This window comes from Reyranella sp. (genome assembly GCF_965227665.1).
Lineage (GTDB): Bacteria > Pseudomonadota > Alphaproteobacteria > Reyranellales > Reyranellaceae > Reyranella.
Genome location: NZ_OZ245767.1, coordinates 2,093,489 through 2,109,233 on the forward strand (window position 1 = coordinate 2,093,489; position 15,745 = coordinate 2,109,233).

Sequence of the window (15,745 nt, forward strand, 5' to 3'; positions counted from 1 at the left end):
TGAGATCCTTCGCTGCGCTCAGGATGACAAGAATGGATAGATCGTCGCCTATCGCCCAGACACGCCAAGCGGCAACGCCGCGCCCTGCTTCACGGGGCGCAGGGCGAACGAGCTGCGGATTTGCGCGATGCCCTGGATCTTGGTGAAGTCCATCACGAAGCGCTCATAGGCTTCGAGGTCGGGGACGACGACCCGCAGCAGGTAGTCGCTGTCGCCGGTCATCAGGTAGCACTCCATCACCTCGGGCCGTTCCGCCGCGGCGCGCTCGAAATCCTTGAGCGCTTTCTCCGTCTGGGTCGTGAGCGAGACGCTGACGAAGACGTTGACCGACAGGCCGACCGACTTGGCGTCGACCTGAGCGGCATAGCCCTTGATGACACCCGCTTCCTCCAGCGCCTTGACCCGCCGCCAGCACGGCGAGGACGACAGCCCGACCTGCTCGGCAAGGTCGGCGTTGCTGAGCCGGCCGTCATGCTGCAGCCGTTCGAGAATGCGCCGGTCGATCGCGTCCAGGGAGATCATTGCTGAAATCGCCACAATCCAGGGAAATCCTGCCCTATACAGCCCGTCCGGCGACCTGAACGCAAGGACCTTCCAGCGGAGCAGGCGTATGTCGATAGCCATGACCACCCTCGCCCCCATCCAGCGTCTTCGCCTCCTCCGTGAACTGGAACGCAAGGTGCTGTGGCTCAGCGCCTGGACCATCCATCACGCCAACCACATCCGTCCCAACCGCGACGGACTGAAGGTCGGCGGCCACCAGGCCTCCTGCGCCTCGCTGGCGACGGTCATGGCGGCGCTCTATTTCTCGGTGCTGCGGCCCGAGGATCGCGTCGCGGTGAAGCCGCACGCCTCGCCGGTGTTCCACGCCATCCAGTACCTGTTCGGCCACCAGACCCGCGAGAAACTCGAACGCTTCCGCGCGCTGGGCGGTGCGCAATCCTATCCGTCGCGCACCAAGGACGTCGACGACGTCGATTTCTCGACCGGCTCGGTCGGTCTCGGCGTGGCCATGACGCTGTTCTCGTCGATCGTGCAGGACTATGTGCGCCTGAAGAATCTCGGCGACGGCAAGCGTCCCACCGGCCGCATGGTGGCGCTGGTCGGCGACGCCGAACTCGACGAGGGCAATATCTTCGAAGCGCTGCTCGAAGGCTGGAAGCACGACGTCCGGAACCTGTGGTGGGTGATCGACTACAACCGCCAGAGCCTCGACGGCGTGGTGAACGACCGGCTGTTCGGCCGGGTCGCCGAGATGTTCGAGCTGGTCGGCTGGCGGGTCGTCACCCTGAAGTACGGCAAGCTGCTGGAGACCGCCTTCACGCAGCCCGACGGCGCGCATCTGCGCGACTGGATCGACGCCTGCCCCAACTCGCTCTACTCGGCGCTGGTCTTCAAGGGCGGCGCCGGCTGGCGCGAGGCGCTGACGCGCGATCTCAACCAGTATCCGGGCGTGCGCCGCATCCTTGAGCAGCATGACGATGCGGCGCTGCACAAGCTGATGACCAACCTCGCCGGCAACGACATGCAGGCGGTGGTCGACGCCTTCGAGGGCGTGAACGACGACACGCCGACCTGCTTCATCGCCTACACGATCAAGGGCCAGGGCCTGCCCTTCGCCGGCCACAAGGACAATCATTCCGGCCTGATGACGCTCGACCAGATGGCGAGCTTCAAGAAGGGCATGGGCATCGCGGACGGCCAGGAATGGGAGAAGTTCGCGGGCCTCACCGCGTCGCCGACCGATCTGCAGGCCTTCCTCGACGCGGCACCGTTCAACGCCGAAGGCCGTCGCCGCACGGACGCGCCGGTCGTCGCCATCCCGGCGCAGCTCACTAAGCCCAATGACAAGAAGTCGAGCACGCAGGAAGGGTTCGGCAAGATCCTCAACGCGATCGCGTCGGAAGACGGCGAACTCGCCCGCCACATCGTCACGACCTCGCCCGACGTGACGGTGTCGACCAATCTCGGCGCCTGGGTGAACCGGCGCGGCCTGTTCGGCCATACCGAAGCAGAGGACGTGTTCCGCGAGCTCAAGGTCGTGTCGGCCCAGCTGTGGCGCCAGACGCCCAAGGGCCAGCATGTCGAGCTGGGCATCGCCGAGAACAACCTGTTCATCCAGCTCGCCGCGCTCGGCCTCAGTCACCAGCTGTTCGGCGCTCGCCTGCTGCCGATCGGTACGCTCTACGATCCCTTCATCGCGCGCGGTCTCGATGCGCTGAACTATGCCTGCTACCAGGATTCGCGCTTCATGCTGGTGGCGACACCGTCGGGCGTGACGCTCGCACCGGAAGGCGGCGCGCATCAGAGCATCCACACGCCGCTGATCGGCATCGGCCAGCCCGGCCTCGTTTCCTACGAGCCGGCTTACGTCGACGAGTTGGCGGTGCTGATGCGCCACGGCTTCGAATACATGCAGCAGGACGATGGCGGCTCGTTCTATCTGCGCCTCTCGACGCGCAGCCTGCCCCAGCCCGAACGCACGCTGACGCCGCAGCAGCAGGCCGACATCGTGTCGGGCGGTTACTGGTACGCCCCGCCCGAGGACGGCGCGGACGTGGCCATCGTCGCCATGGGCGCGGTGACGCCGGAAGCGATCGCGGCCCATGAAAGCGTGGCGCGCGACTTCGCCGGCGCCGGCCTGCTGGTGCTGACCTCGCCCGATCGGCTGCACAGCGATTGGCTCGCCGCGCAGCGGAACCGCGGGCGCACGACCGGTCAGGTCGACCGCTCGCCGAGCCCGGTCGAGCGGCTGCTCGCCCCCTTGTCGCGCGATGCGCGCATCGTGACGGTCATGGACGGCCATCCGCTGGCGCTGTCGTGGCTGGGGTCGGTGCGCGGTCAGCGGGTCGTGCCGCTGGGCATCGAGAAGTTTGGCCAGTCCGGCGACATTCCCGATCTCTATCGAACCTACGGGCTCGATTCGGCGGCGATAATCGACGCGGTGGCGCGCGCCGTCTAAACTGGCGGCGTGAAAGTAGACGGCACCCCCTACCGCACCATCTGGCTCAGCCCCGACGGCACGACCGTACAGGCGATCGACCAGACCCTGCTGCCCCATCGCTTCGTCGTGCGCGACCTGCGCACGATGGAAGACGCCGAGGCGGCGATCCGCACCATGATCGTGCGTGGCGCACCGCTGATCGGCGCCGCCGCGGCCTATGGCATGGCACTCGCGATGGCGAGCGACCCTTCCGATGCCATGCTGGCGCGCGCCTATAAGGTCCTGATGGAATCGCGGCCGACCGCGGTGAACCTGCGCTGGGCGCTCGACGACCAGCGCGCGCTGCTGGTGCCGCTGCCGCCCGCGAAGCGCCGCGAGGCCGCCTACCGGCGCGCTGCCGAGATCTGCGACGAGGATGCCGAGATCAGCCGCCGCATCGGCGAGAACGGGCTGGGTCTCATCCGCAAACTCAAACCGCGCGACAAGAGCGGACGCATCAACGCCCTCACCCACTGCAACGCCGGCTGGCTGGCCACCGTCGACTGGGGCACGGCGATGGCGCCGATCTACCAGGCGCACAATGCCGGCATTCCCATCCATGTCTGGGTCGACGAGACGCGGCCCCGCAATCAAGGCGCCAGCCTGACGGCGTGGGAGCTGGGCAAGCACGGCGTGCCGCACACGGTGATCGCCGACAATGCCGGTGGCCACCTGATGCAGCACGGTGAGGTCGACTTCGTCATCACCGGCACCGACCGCACGACGCGCGGCGGCGACGTCTGCAACAAGATCGGCACCTATCTCAAGGCGTTGGCCGCCCACGACAACGGCATTCCCTTCTATGTCGGCCTGCCCCACACGACCATCGACTGGACGCTGCTCGATGGCGTGCGCAACATCCCGATCGAGGAACGCAGCGCCCGCGAGCTGTCGCACATCACGGGACGCCTGGTGAAGGACGGCACCGAAACCGGCGAACTCGCCACCGTGCAGATCCTCCCCGAAGGCAGCAGCGCCGCCAATCCGGCCTTCGACGTCACGCCGGCCCGGCTGGTGACGGCGCTGATCACCGAACGCGGCGTGTGCGACGCCAGCGAAGCGGGACTTCTCTCCCTCTACCCCGAGCAGCAGAACCGGGCGGCGTGATCGTCACGCCGGCGGCCAAGGCCACGATCGGGCTCGGCCTCACCCAGATCGTGGGCTGGGGCACCACCTTCCTGATGCCCTCGGTGCTGGGCCGCCACATCGAGCGCGACCTCGGGCTGGCGAGCGAGATCGTGTACGGCGGCATCACCGTGATGTTCGGCGTCGGGGCCCTGTTCGCGCCCTGGGTCGGACGCCTGCTCGACCGGACCGGCGCGCGCACGGTCATGGCGGCGGGTTCCCTCGTCTACGCGCTGTCGCTCGCCGCGCTCTCGTTCTCGCAAGGGCTCGTGAGCTATCTCCTGTGCTGGGCGGCCATGGGCATCGCCTCCACCCTGGCGCTGAATACGCCGGCCAGCATTGCGCTGGCGCAGGTCGCGGGCGCCCGCGCACGCCAGGCCATCGCCGTGCTCGCCATCGTCGGCGGTTTCGCCTCGACCGTGTTCTGGCCGGTCTCGGAGGCGCTGGAGCTCTTCGTCAGCTGGCGCGGCGTACTGCTGATCTATGCCGCGATGCATCTTCTGGTCTGCGCGCCGGTCCATCTGCTCGCGCTGCCGGGCCGGGTCCCGACTGGCCCGCAGGCCGCCGCGGGCGCGACGGCTCCGGCACCGCCCTCCGAGAGAAGCCGGCAGATCTTCCTGTTGCTCGCGGTCTCCTTCTCCTGCGGTGCCTTCATCTTCACCGGCTTCATCGTCCACGCGATCGGCGTGCTGCGCGGCCTGGGACACGATCCCGCAGCCGCGCTGCTGCTGGCCTCTCTGATCGGACCGGCACAGGTGGCGGTGCGCGTGGTCGAACTGGTGTTCGGCCACCGCTATGCGATCAGCAGCTCGGCCCTGTTCGCAGCCGCCGTCCTGCCGCTCGGTCTCGGCCTCGCGTGGCTGGCCGGCGGCAATTTCGCGATCGCGCTCGTGTGCCTCGTTGGCTACGGCATCGCCAACGGCCTGAAGGCGGTGCTGCGCGCGACCCTGCCGCTCGCCCTGTTCGGTCGCGCCCAGTTCGGCACCTATCTCGGCCGCCTCGCCCTGCCGCAGGGCATCGTCTCCGCAGCAGCTCCGCCTGTGCTGGCCGCCGTGATGACCAGCTACGGCGCCGAGGGCGTGCTTGCCGTCACCTTCGTGGTCGCCATGGTGGCCCTGATTGCCACCATCCTGCTGGTGCGCGTCAGCGGCACCGTGCGGTGACGGTCAGGCCGGCCGTCTTTCGCCGAACAGTTTCAGCCTGAACTCGACGAGCCGGAAGCCCATGCGACGGGCTTCCTCCTCGATCAGCCGCGCAAGGACGCCGTCGTCTTCGACCCCGACGATCTCGCCCGTGGCCACGTCGATCAGGTGCGGATGCGGCGCGCCGCCGGTGCGCTCGTAGCGCGCCTTGCCGTCGCGGAAGACGTGGCGGGTAACGAGCCCGGCCGATGCGAGGCTGTTCAGCGCGCGATAGACCGTGGCGACGCCGATCCGGCGGCCGGCCGAAGCGCGGCGGTGGATCTCGAAGGTGCAGGGATGATCGGTCGCGGCCTCGAGGACCTCCAGCACGATGCGCCGCTGCTCGGTGAGCCGCAGTCCGCGCTCGCGGCAGAGCTCGTCCAGCCGATCCATCCGCTCACCTCCTGAGGAAGAACTGCACGGGCACGACGATCTCCAGGCTCTCGCCCGGCTGATCCTGGGGCAGCGGCGGCAGTGGCTGCGCCCGCTGCAGCAGTTCCAGTCCCTCCTGGTCGAGCGCGGCGTGCCCCGACGGCCGCTCGATGCGCGCCGCGAGGATGCGACCGTCGCGGCTCATCGTGAACCGCACATAGGTCACGCCCTCGTGGCGCGACCGCTGCGCCTCCGACGGGTAGCGCTTGTGCCGTTCCAGGTGTCGCAGCAGCAGCCCCTTCCAGGTCGGCAGCGTGTTCGACGGCGGCTCGACCGAGGCGCCCGGCATCGGCGCCGCTGCGACCCTCGACTGCTCCGGTGCCGCCTGCGGGGCCGAGACCTTGGGCTGCGGCGGCTTCTTCTCCACCTTCTTCTTTTCCACCGGCTTGGGCGGCGGCGGCTTGAGGTCGAGCGGCGGCGGCGGCTCGGGATCGGGCAGCGTCACCTCCGCCTGCACCGGCGGCGGCATCTCCACCGGCGGCGGTTCCTCGGGCTCGGGCAGCACCTCGCTCAGCTCCGGCCCCGGTGGCGCCTCGTTCGGCAGGGCCTCGGGCGCCGCCGGCAGCGGCGCCAATTCCAGCATGATCGCCGCCGGCGGCGGCGAATACGGCACCTCGCCGTGCACCCAGCCCAGCGCGATCCGGATCGCACCCGCGTGCAGCGCCAGCACGAACGCGAACGAGCCGATCCAGCGGGCCGCCTCCCTCATTGCTCCAGCCCGACCAGCGCCACCTTCAGGTAGCCCGCCGTCCGCAGCACGTTCATCGCCTGCATCAGCTCGCCATAGGGCACCGCCTTGTCGGCCCGCAGGAAGATGCGCTCGTCCTTCTTGGCGCCCGTCGCCTCGTCCAGCGCCTTCGCCAGTGCCTCGCGGCTCACCGGCGTATCCCTCAGCGTGAACGACAGGTCCTCCTTCAGCGTCAGATACAGCGGCGTATCGGGTTTCGGTTGCCGCTCCGCCGTCGACACCGGCAGGTCGACCGGCACGTCCACGGTGGCCAGCGGCGCAGCCACCATGAAGATGATCAGCAGCACCAGCATCACGTCGATGAACGGCGTGACGTTGATCTCGTGGTTCTCCGCCAGCTCGTCGTCGCCATGGTCCAGCTTCACCGACATCGCGCTACCTCCGTCCCAGGTCGCGCGAGACCAGCCGCAGCACCGCAGCCGACGTGTCGCCCACCAGCGCCCGATAGGCCGTCACGCGGCGCGAGAAGTGGTTGTAGATCACCACCGCCGGAATGGCCGCGGCGAGGCCCAGCGCCGTCGCCAGCAGCGCCTCGGCGATGCCCGGTGCCACCACCGCGAGGTTGGTCGTCTGCGAGCGCGAGATGCCGATGAAGGAGTTCATGATCCCCCACACCGTGCCGAACAGGCCCACGAACGGCGCCGTCGAGCCGATCGTGGCCAGCACGCCCGTGCCCTTCAGCATGCGCCGGCCGGTCGCCGCCTCGAGACGCTCCAGGCGCGAGGCCACGCGCTCCTTCAGCCCCTCGCGATCGTCGACCGTGTCGACGCTCAGCCGCTGCTCGGCCTGCGCCGCCGCCACCAGGTCGCTGGCCGGCGCCTTGTCGAGCGAGGCCGCCAAATCCAGCCCGGCCAGCAGGCGCCGCTGACGCCGCACCGCCATCGCCAGTTCCAGGCTCTTGGCCACGAACACCGTCCAGGTCAGCACCGAGGCCAGCACCAGCCCGATCATCACCCCCTGCACCACCCAGTCCGCCGCCACGAACATGCCCCAGACCGACAGGTCCTTCGGCAGAACCGCCTGGGCCGGCGCCGCGGCAGCAGGCACCGGTGCGGTCGCGGCCGGTAGCGCGGGATCGGTGGGCGCGGTCGTTGCCGCGGGCGGCGCTACGGCGGAAGGCGCTGTGGCGGGCGCCGGCGCAGCCGACGGCGTGGCCTCCGGGGCGGCCGGCGCTTGAGCCCAGGCCAACGACGGGAACAGCAGGAGGAGAACCAGCAGACGACGCAGCAGCATTACGCGATACCTTGAAGAGTGCGAACGACAGGACGCAGCCAATTGGCGCGCCAAGTGAGAGTGCAGGTCACGGCAACCGCGCCGACGCTGAGCATCGTTGCCCAGACGAGCGAGCCGAAGCTCGGGCCGTCGCGCCACAGCGCGAGCGCGAGGGAGACCAGCAGAAAGGCATAGCCCGCGATCCGCAGCGGCAGGACGAGCCGCCGCGGGCAGTCGCGACCGCCGCCGGCGCGCTCCCAGTGGCGGTCCTGGCTGAGCGCCAGCAGGGCGAAGCCGAAATAGGAGGCGAGCGCGAGGGCGATCAGGAGAGCGGGCGCCATCTCAGCCGCCCGCGGTCAGGCGCAGGAGGCCCCAGGCACCGCCCCAGGACGCGATCCCGGCAGCGGCCATGACGAGACAAAGACGGGCCAGCCGCCGGTCGGCAAATGCCCAGATCAGCAGCGCCAGATAGACCAGAAAGGCCAGCATCGACGCCAGGACCACGGCTTCGCTGCGCACCATCAGCCCGGCCGCCGGCAGCGCGACCGCCGCCAGCGCGGCGAGACCTGCCGCCACGGCGTAGCCGCCCCCGACCGCCGCGACGAGGCGGACAAGGATGGAAAGACCGGTCATGGACGGAATCACGTTGCAACTACCTCTCATTCATAAGACGAACGAGAGGGTCGCTTTTCTCCCCGGCCGCACCGCCAGGCGCAGTTTATTTTCGCCCTATCCGACTCACTGCGTGCGAATTATCGCGACGCGGGCATATTGTTCCTCAGGACCCGGCAAAGACGGACGGAGCGCGGCGGCGCCAATCGAAATGCCGCTCCCAGGCGGCGCAGAACTGCAGCACCTTATCGTCTGCAAACCGCCGCCCGATGACCTGCAGGCCGACCGGCAGGCCGGACGGCGACCAGCCGCAGGGGATGGAGGCCGCCGGCTGGCCGGTCAGATTGAAGGGGTAGGAGAAGGGTGTCCATCGCGCCCAGGGCACCGGCTTGTCCATGTCCATGTCCGGCGGCCCATCGGCCTCGGCCGCGAACGGTTCGATCGGCACCATCGGCATCACAAGCAGGTCGAACGTCTCGAACGCCTCGGCCACCGAGCGGTTGAAGGCGGCCCGCGCCTGCAGGGTCCGGAAATGGTCCTCCAACCGAATCGACGCCGACCGTGCCACCATGCGGGCAAATCCCGGATCGATCCGCGCCACGTCTTCGGGCTTCATGCCGCCATAGAGCGCGCCGCGCGCCACCCAGAGCGCATCGAAGATGTCGATGGGATCGGGCCAGTCGAGCTTCGTGTCGACGATCTCGACTGGCAGATGCGCCGCGATCGCGCCGAAGGCCTCGGCGATCACCGCCGCGATGGCTGGATCCACGGAAGCGCCGAACAGGGTCGGCGCGAGTACGCAGCGGAGCTTCGGCAGATGGCCCAACGTCGCGTGATAGGAAAGGCCTGCCGGCGGCAGCGACTGCGGGTCGCGCGCATCCGGTCCCTGCAGCACGTCGAGCGCCAGCGCATAGTCCTCGACGCCGTTGGTCATGGGACCGGCATGCGACAGATGCTCGGTCGGGCTGAGCGGATAGGTCGGCACGCGCGCAAGCGTCGGCTTTAGCGAGAAGATGCCGCAGAACGAGGCAGGCACCCGCATCGAGCCGCCGCCGTCGGAGCCCAGGGTCAAGGGTACCGTGCCATCGGCCACGGCGACGGCCGAACCCGAGCTCGAACCGCCGGCGGTCCTGGAAACATCCCAGGGATTGCGCGTTACGCCGTAGAGCGGTGAGTTGGACGCCGCCTTCCAGCCCAACTCCGGCGTCGTCGTCTTGCCGACCATGACCGCGCCAGCCGCGAGGAGACGCTCGACCGACGGCGCCGTCTCGGTCGCGACCGAATCGACGTAGAGGTTCGAGCCGCGCTGCGTCTTGTAACCCTCGACCAGGAACAGATCCTTGATGGCGACCGGCACCCCGTGGAAAGGACCGCGCAAGGACCCGGCACGCGCCTCCTTCTCCAAAGTCACCGCCCGCGCCTTGGCACCCTCGGCGAAGATGGCGCTGTAGGCATTCACCCGGGCCTCGGTCTCCTCGATCGCATTCAGCGAGGATTGGACCAGTTCCACCGGCGAGACCTCGCCCTGCCGCACGAGACGCGCCATCTCGACCGCGCTCAGGCCTGCGTACTGACGCAGTTCCATCGTCTTCCTCCTGATCCTGCTTTCCTAGAGCCGCTGGCCCGACCTCGCGTCGAACACGTGCATGTCCTTGCCGCGCACGGTCGCGCCCTGTTGCGTGGCCTCGCCCAGTTCCGTGTCCGGCGGCACCGCCACGACAAATCCGCCACGCCCGTCGTCGAGATGAACCAGCTTCACGCTGCCCAGATCCTCGACCAGCTCGACCCGGCCGCCGAGGCCGCCGGCCTGCGGCGGCGCCAGGGTGAGGGCGTCGGGCCTGACACCGACCACGACCTCCTGCCCCGACGGGCCGATCCGCTCACCACCGCCCGCGACCGACGCGCCACCGGAGAGGACGATCGATTGGCCGTCACGCGCCACCGTGCCGTCGAAGAAGTTCATGGGCAGCGAGCCGATGAAGCCGGCCACGAACAGGGTGGCCGGCCGCGCATAGACCTCGCCCGGCGAACCCACCTGCTCGACCCGGCCGGCGTTCATCACGATCAGGCGGTTGGCGAGCGACATGGCCTCGACCTGGTCGTGCGTCACCAGGATCGAGGTGGCGTCGAGCCTGAGATGCAGGCGCTTCAGCTCGGTGCGCATCTGGTGGCGCAGCTTGGCGTCGAGGTTCGAGAGCGGCTCGTCGAACAGGAAGACCTTGGGCTCGCGGATGATGGCGCGGCCCATGGCGACCCGCTGGCGCTGGCCGCCGCTCAACTGCGTGGGCTTGCGGCCGAGGAAGTCGCCGATGCCCAGAATACCGGCGACGCCCGCCACCTTGTCGCGGATGGTCGCCTTGGACGCATGCGCGATCCGCAGCGAATAGGACATGTTCTCGGCCACGCTCATGTGCGGATAGAGCGCGTAGTTCTGGAACACCATGGCGATGTCGCGCTCGCGCGGCTCGAGCCGGTTGACCACGCGTCCGTCGATCGCGATCTCGCCGCCGGTGATTTCCTCCAGGCCCGCGATCATGCGCAGGAGCGTGGACTTCCCGCAGCCGCTCGGCCCCAGGATGACGGCGAACTCGCCATGCCGGATCTCGAGGTCGATGCCGTGCAGGACCTTCGCGGGTCCGTAGGACTTCTCGACTTTGCGTATGTCGACGGTGGCCAAGGAATGCTCCGCTATTTTTCCGAGTCGACGAGGCCTTTGACGAACCAGCGCTGCAGCACGATCACCACCATTACCGGCGGCAGCGTGATCAGCAGCGCCGACGCCATCAGGGTGTTCCATTTCGGCACGGCCTCGGGCGCGGCGGAGATCTGCTTGGACAGGCCGATCACCGCAGTGGTCATGCTGGCCTCGGTGGTGATCAGCAGAGGCCACAGATACTGGTTCCAGCCGAACACGAAGAGGATGACGGTGAGCGCTACCACGTTGGTGCGCGACATCGGCCACAGCACGTCGATCAGGAAGCGGATGGGCGACGCGCCGTCGATCTTGGCGGCCTCCAGCAGCTCCTCGGGGATGGTGAGGAAGAGCTGGCGGAACAGGAAGGTCGCGGTCGCCGAAGCCATCAGCGGCAGGATCAGGCCGGCATAGGAGTCGAGCAGGCTCCATTTGACGACCGCCTCGACGTTCCAGCCGGTCAGGCTCTCCAGCGGCCCGCGCAGGCCCGTCTCGTCGAGCAGCCAGCCCAGCCCCTGCAGCGGATGCGCGGCCACGGCGTATGTCGGCACGATGCGGACCTCGATCGGCAGCATCAGCGTGGCGAAGATCAGCCAGAACGCCGTCATCCGGAAGGGAAAGCGGAAATAGGTGATGGCGAACGCCGAAAGGATCGACACCGAGATCTTGCCGACCGTGACACCGACCGAGACGATCAGCGAATTGACGAGCTGGCGACCGAGATCGCCGCGCTCGATTGCCACCTTCAGGTTGGCGAGCAGCTCGTTGCCCGGCGTCAACGGCATGGGGACCTGAAGCACGTCGGACAGCGTGTGAGTGGCGGCGATCAAAGCGTAATAGAGCGGCAGGCAGACGGCGACCACGCCCGCGATCAGCAGCAGGTGGCAGAAAAGGTCGAGCTTGGGGGTCCGCTCGATCATTGGGCGTACTTCACGCGGCGCTCGAGATAGCGGAATTGGATGGCCGTCAGTCCGATCACCAGGATCATCAGGATGACTGACTGGGCCGAGGACAGGCCGAGATCGAGGCCGAGGAAGCCGTCGGCATAGACCTTGTAGACGAGGATGTCGGTCGCACCGCCGGGCCCGCCCTGGGTCAGGGCATGGATGATGCCGAACGTGTCGAAGAAGGCATAGACGACGTTGATCACCAGCAGGAAGAAGGTGGTGGGCGAGATCAGCGGGAAGACGATGCTGACGAAACGCCGGATCGGTCCCGCCCCGTCGATCGCCGCCGCCTCGATCAGCGAGCGCGGGATCGCCTGCAGGGCGGCGAGGAAGAACACGAAATTGTAGCTCACCTGCTTCCAGGCGGCCGCCACGATGACCAGCAGCATGGCGTCGCTGCCATCGAGCAGTGGGTTCCACGGGATGCCGAAGCCCTGCTTCAGCATCAGCGCGATGGCGCCGTAGATCGGATGGAAGAGGAACAGCCAGAGCACGCCCGCCAGCACCGGCGCCACGGCATAGGGCCAGATGATCATCAGCCGATAGACCGACTTGCCCCTCGCAACCCGATCGACCAGCACCGCAAAGGCGAGGCCCGCCAGCACGGCCGAGGCGGTCGTGCCCGTGCTGAAGATGGCGGTGCGGTAGATCGAGTTGAAGTACTCCGGACTGGTCAGCACGTCGCGGAAATTGTCGAACCACACGAACGTCGAATGCTGGCCGAACGGATCGGTGATGGTGAAGGCCTGGTAGAGCGCCTGCGCCGCCGGCCAGAAGACGAAGATGGCGAGGACGAGCATCTGCGGCGCGAGCAGCAGGAAGGCCAGCGGCTTGTGCCGCTGGAAGTTCACCCGCTTGATCATGACATCAGCCCGCCGCGCCGCTGCCGCTCAGTTGCCGCGCTGCCGCTCGAAGCGGCGCAGGATCTCGTTGCCGCGGCGCACCGCATCGTCCATCGCCTGCTGCGCCGTCTTCTTGTTCGCCCAGACGGCCTCCATCTCCTCCTCGAGGGCGGCGACATACTGGTTGGCGTTGCCCAGCCGCACCGTCATCGTGTTGAGCGTCGGCGTGCCGCGCTGCACCTGGGTGATGGCCACTTCCTGCTGCGGGTACTTGTCGTAATAGCCCTCGGCCTTGACCTTCTCGTAGGCGGCCTTGGTGATCGGCATGTAACCGGTGTCCTTGTGCCACTTGGCCTGCTGGTCCGGGCTGGCGAGATGCGCGAGGAAGGCGGCCACGCCCTTGTACTCCTCGGGCTTGTGGCCCTTCAGCACCCAGAGCGCGCCGCCGCCGATCAGGCTGTTGTGCGGCGTCGTACCGGCCTGGTAGGGCAGGGGCGCCGCCTCGAAGGCGAACTTGGCGCTGGCCTGCAGCGAGGAGAAGACCGCCGAGGAATGGGTCATCATCGCACAGCGGCCCGACGCGAAAGCCGGCGTCGCGCTGCTGCCCTGGCGGCCGGAATAGGTGTAACGCCCGTCAGCGACCCACGACTGCAGGCGCGCGATGTTCTTCACCACATCCGTCTTGTTGTAGGTGAAGGTGGCAGCGAGCCCGTCGAGCCCGTTATGAAGGGTTGCGATCGGGAGATCGTGGATCGTCGAGTAATTGTCGACGTGAACCCACTGCTGCCAGCCCGAGGTGTAGCCGCACTCGAAGCCCGCGGCGCGAAGCTTCGTCAGGTACTCACCCATCTCGTCCCAGGTCGCGGGCGGACGCGTGAGGCCCGCCTTGGCGAAGCCCTCCTTGTTGTACCAGAGGATCGGGGTCGAGACGCTGAACGGCAGCGACAGGAGCTTCATGTCCTTGGTGCGATAATAGTTCAGCACCGGCTGGATGTAGTTGTCCCAGTCGATCTTGTAGCCCTCGGCCGCCAGCAGGTCCTGCACCGGATAGACCGCGCCCGACAGCAGCATGCTCTGCGTACCCTGGCCGATCACGACCAGCAGATGCGGGCTCTTGTTCGCGCGGAAGCCGGCGATCGCCGCATTGAACGTCTCGTCGTAGGTGCCGCGCCCCGAAGCCACGACCTTGTAGGCGGTCTGGGCGTTGTTGAAGCTGTCGATCTGCTGCTTCAACGCGTCGTCGATGGGACCGAGCGTCGGGTGCCAGAACTGGATCTCGATCGGAGCGGCCGCGGCAACCGAGGCGGTGAAGGCGGCAATCATGCCTGCGAAGGCGCCGAGCAGTCTTCTTCTCATGACGGTTTCCTTCTTCATCAGGGACGGACGTGGAGGCCTTTGGCCGAAACGTGCATGCCGGTGAGGTCGCGCGCGTTCGAAACGATCCGCCACGACAACATCTTCTGCGCATAGGCCAGCATGTCCGGCGCCGCGGCGGGATCGCGCGACAGGTCGTTGAAGCAGTGCGGATCGCCGGCAAGGTCGAAGAACAGCGGCGGCAGCGCAGCGAAATGGACGTACTTGAAGCGCTCGTCTCGGATCACGGCGAGCGAACAGGCGTCCATCGGTACGCCCAGCACCGTCTCGGAATCGGCGACGTCGAGCCCACGGAAATCGAACTCCCAATGCACTTCGCGGCGCCAGTCCTCGGCCATCTCTCCGTGCAGCAAGGGCAGCAGCGAGCGACCGTCGCACTGGCGCGGAATGTCGAGGCCGAGCCAGTCGAGCACCGTCGGCATCACATCGACCGCCTCCGTGAAGCGCTCGATCGCCGTGCCCCGGCTTGCGTCCGCCGCGGCCCGCGGATCGCGCACGATCAGCGGCACGTTGTAGGCCTCGTCGAAATAGCCCTGCTTGCCGAGCATCCAGTGGTCGCCCAGCAGCTCGCCATGGTCGGCCGTCACGACGATCAGCGTGTCGTCGTAGAGATCCCACTCCTTCAGCTTGTCGATCAGGCGGCCGACCTGGTCGTCGACCTCCTGCACCATGCCATAGTAGGTCGCGCGCAGCTGTGCGAAGTCGCCGGCGCTGAGATCGGCGACCAGCCCCTGCCCGGTCACGAAGTAGTTAGCCTGTCTCTGCGAGCGCAGGTAGCTCGCCAGGAGCGGATGCTGCGCAGCCTCCGCGTCCGCCGTCGCGGCGCGACGGGGCGGCGGCATGTCGGCCGGATCGTAGAGCGTGTTGTAAGGCTCCGGGGCGATGAAGGGCGGATGCGGTCGGATGTAGGCCGCGTGCGCAAACCAGGAGCCGTTGCGACGCACCGATATGTAGTCGAGCAGGCGATCCGTCAGGAACGCGGTGATGCTGTCCTGCGCCTTGAAGCGGGCCGGCGGAAAGGTCGGACCACGGTCGCCGGGCGGGCTCGCCGGCCGGTAGATCTCGGTGACATCGTCGGCGAACGGATAGCCCTTGGCCTTGAGATCGGCCATCCACGGATAGGGCAGTTCCGGCAGATGCAGCTCCGGCGCGAAGCCCGCCATGACCGACTCGTAGGTCCGCAGCGCCGGGTCGTCGGGCGGCAATCCGGTCGGATCGGCCGTCGTGTCGGTGTAGCCGAACAGCGCCGGATCGTAGCCGGCCTTGCGGCATTCCAGGGCGATGTTGGTGAAACGGCGCGCCAGCGGCGTGCCGTTCCGCATGACGCCGTTATTGTGCTGGTAGGTGCCCGTCAGCAACGCCGCGCGCGACGGACCGCAGGGAGAGGCCTGCACGAAATGGCGGCGGCAGAGCACGCCGTCGGCGGCCAGCCGATCGAGATTGGGCGTCTTCAGGACGGGATTGCCCGCACAGCCAAGTGCATCGGCCCGCCACTGATCGATGACGATGAAGAGGATGTTCCTCCGCGCGACCATCAATTGCCCCCTTCCCCTTCGGCGATCATCGGGGGCGCGGACTGATAGGACAATTTAATATT

The 15,745-nt window shown here is 67.9% G+C and carries 16 protein-coding genes; 3 read left to right on the top strand and 13 right to left on the bottom strand.

Translation table 11 applies throughout. From position 1 onward, the window contains the following. Positions 1 to 48: 48 nt before the first annotated feature. The gene (locus tag ACO07I_RS10140; RefSeq protein WP_422016876.1) at positions 49 to 522 is read right to left on the bottom strand and encodes an Lrp/AsnC family transcriptional regulator; all 474 of its coding nucleotides are present in this window, start codon (positions 520 to 522) and stop codon (positions 49 to 51) included. Between the two features lie 100 nt (positions 523 to 622). On the opposite strand from ACO07I_RS10140, the gene ACO07I_RS10145 reads away from it, so the two are divergent. The 3 genes from ACO07I_RS10145 to ACO07I_RS10155 are packed head-to-tail and all read left to right on the top strand — an operon-like array spanning position 623 to position 5,271. Further along, a complete protein-coding gene (locus tag ACO07I_RS10145) occupies positions 623 to 2,962 on the top strand; it encodes a transketolase (protein WP_422016878.1) in 2,340 nt (779 codons plus the stop codon). Between the two features lie 9 nt (positions 2,963 to 2,971). Next, the gene (gene mtnA, locus ACO07I_RS10150; protein WP_422016880.1) at positions 2,972 to 4,090 is read left to right on the top strand and encodes an S-methyl-5-thioribose-1-phosphate isomerase; all 1,119 of its coding nucleotides are present in this window, start codon (positions 2,972 to 2,974) and stop codon (positions 4,088 to 4,090) included. Beyond that, positions 4,087 to 5,271, top strand: a complete 1,185-nt coding sequence (locus ACO07I_RS10155) for an MFS transporter (protein WP_422016882.1) — start codon at positions 4,087 to 4,089, stop codon at positions 5,269 to 5,271. The genes mtnA and ACO07I_RS10155 overlap by 4 nt, the downstream gene beginning before the upstream one ends. A gap of 3 nt (positions 5,272 to 5,274) precedes the next feature. Here the strand turns inward: ACO07I_RS10155 and ACO07I_RS10160 are convergent, their stop codons facing one another. The 12 genes from ACO07I_RS10160 to ACO07I_RS10215 form a co-directional block, all read right to left on the bottom strand. Beyond that, positions 5,275 to 5,682: a Fur family transcriptional regulator gene (locus tag ACO07I_RS10160; RefSeq protein ID WP_422016884.1), complete on the bottom strand. Its 408-nt coding sequence runs from the start codon at positions 5,680 to 5,682 to the stop codon at positions 5,275 to 5,277. A 4-nt stretch (positions 5,683 to 5,686) separates the two neighbouring features. Continuing rightward, positions 5,687 to 6,430, bottom strand: a complete 744-nt coding sequence (locus tag ACO07I_RS10165; protein ID WP_422016886.1) for an energy transducer TonB — start codon at positions 6,428 to 6,430, stop codon at positions 5,687 to 5,689. Then, the gene (exbD, locus tag ACO07I_RS10170) at positions 6,427 to 6,840 is read right to left on the bottom strand and encodes a TonB system transport protein ExbD (RefSeq protein WP_422016888.1); all 414 of its coding nucleotides are present in this window, start codon (positions 6,838 to 6,840) and stop codon (positions 6,427 to 6,429) included. The genes ACO07I_RS10165 and exbD overlap by 4 nt, the downstream gene beginning before the upstream one ends. Before the next feature lie 4 nt (positions 6,841 to 6,844). Next, a complete protein-coding gene (gene exbB / locus ACO07I_RS10175) occupies positions 6,845 to 7,702 on the bottom strand; it encodes a tonB-system energizer ExbB (RefSeq protein WP_422016890.1) in 858 nt (285 codons plus the stop codon). Then, positions 7,702 to 8,022, bottom strand: coding sequence for a DUF3325 domain-containing protein (locus ACO07I_RS10180; protein WP_422016892.1), 321 nt, complete (start codon positions 8,020 to 8,022; stop codon positions 7,702 to 7,704). The genes exbB and ACO07I_RS10180 overlap by 1 nt, the downstream gene beginning before the upstream one ends. Position 8,023: 1 nt before the next feature. Then, positions 8,024 to 8,314: a hypothetical protein gene (locus tag ACO07I_RS10185; protein WP_422016894.1), complete on the bottom strand. Its 291-nt coding sequence runs from the start codon at positions 8,312 to 8,314 to the stop codon at positions 8,024 to 8,026. A 145-nt stretch (positions 8,315 to 8,459) separates the two neighbouring features. After that, positions 8,460 to 9,878: an amidase family protein gene (locus ACO07I_RS10190; protein ID WP_422016896.1), complete on the bottom strand. Its 1,419-nt coding sequence runs from the start codon at positions 9,876 to 9,878 to the stop codon at positions 8,460 to 8,462. Between the two features lie 24 nt (positions 9,879 to 9,902). Next, positions 9,903 to 10,970 carry an ABC transporter ATP-binding protein gene (locus tag ACO07I_RS10195; RefSeq protein ID WP_422016898.1) on the bottom strand — a complete coding sequence of 356 codons (1,068 nt, stop codon included), beginning with the start codon at positions 10,968 to 10,970 and terminating at the stop codon, positions 9,903 to 9,905. Positions 10,971 to 10,981: 11 nt separating this feature from the next. Beyond that, the gene (locus tag ACO07I_RS10200) at positions 10,982 to 11,905 is read right to left on the bottom strand and encodes an ABC transporter permease subunit (RefSeq protein WP_422016900.1); all 924 of its coding nucleotides are present in this window, start codon (positions 11,903 to 11,905) and stop codon (positions 10,982 to 10,984) included. Beyond that, complete coding sequence (gene ugpA, locus ACO07I_RS10205; protein ID WP_422016902.1) at positions 11,902 to 12,795, bottom strand: sn-glycerol-3-phosphate ABC transporter permease UgpA; 894 nt, start codon at positions 12,793 to 12,795, stop codon at positions 11,902 to 11,904. Before ugpA ends, ACO07I_RS10200 begins: the two co-directional genes overlap by 4 nt. Positions 12,796 to 12,822: 27 nt before the next feature. Continuing rightward, a complete protein-coding gene (gene ugpB, locus ACO07I_RS10210; protein WP_422016904.1) occupies positions 12,823 to 14,130 on the bottom strand; it encodes a sn-glycerol-3-phosphate ABC transporter substrate-binding protein UgpB in 1,308 nt (435 codons plus the stop codon). Positions 14,131 to 14,147: 17 nt separating this feature from the next. Further along, positions 14,148 to 15,683 carry an alkaline phosphatase family protein gene (locus tag ACO07I_RS10215; RefSeq protein ID WP_422016906.1) on the bottom strand — a complete coding sequence of 512 codons (1,536 nt, stop codon included), beginning with the start codon at positions 15,681 to 15,683 and terminating at the stop codon, positions 14,148 to 14,150. Positions 15,684 to 15,745 lie beyond the last annotated feature (62 nt).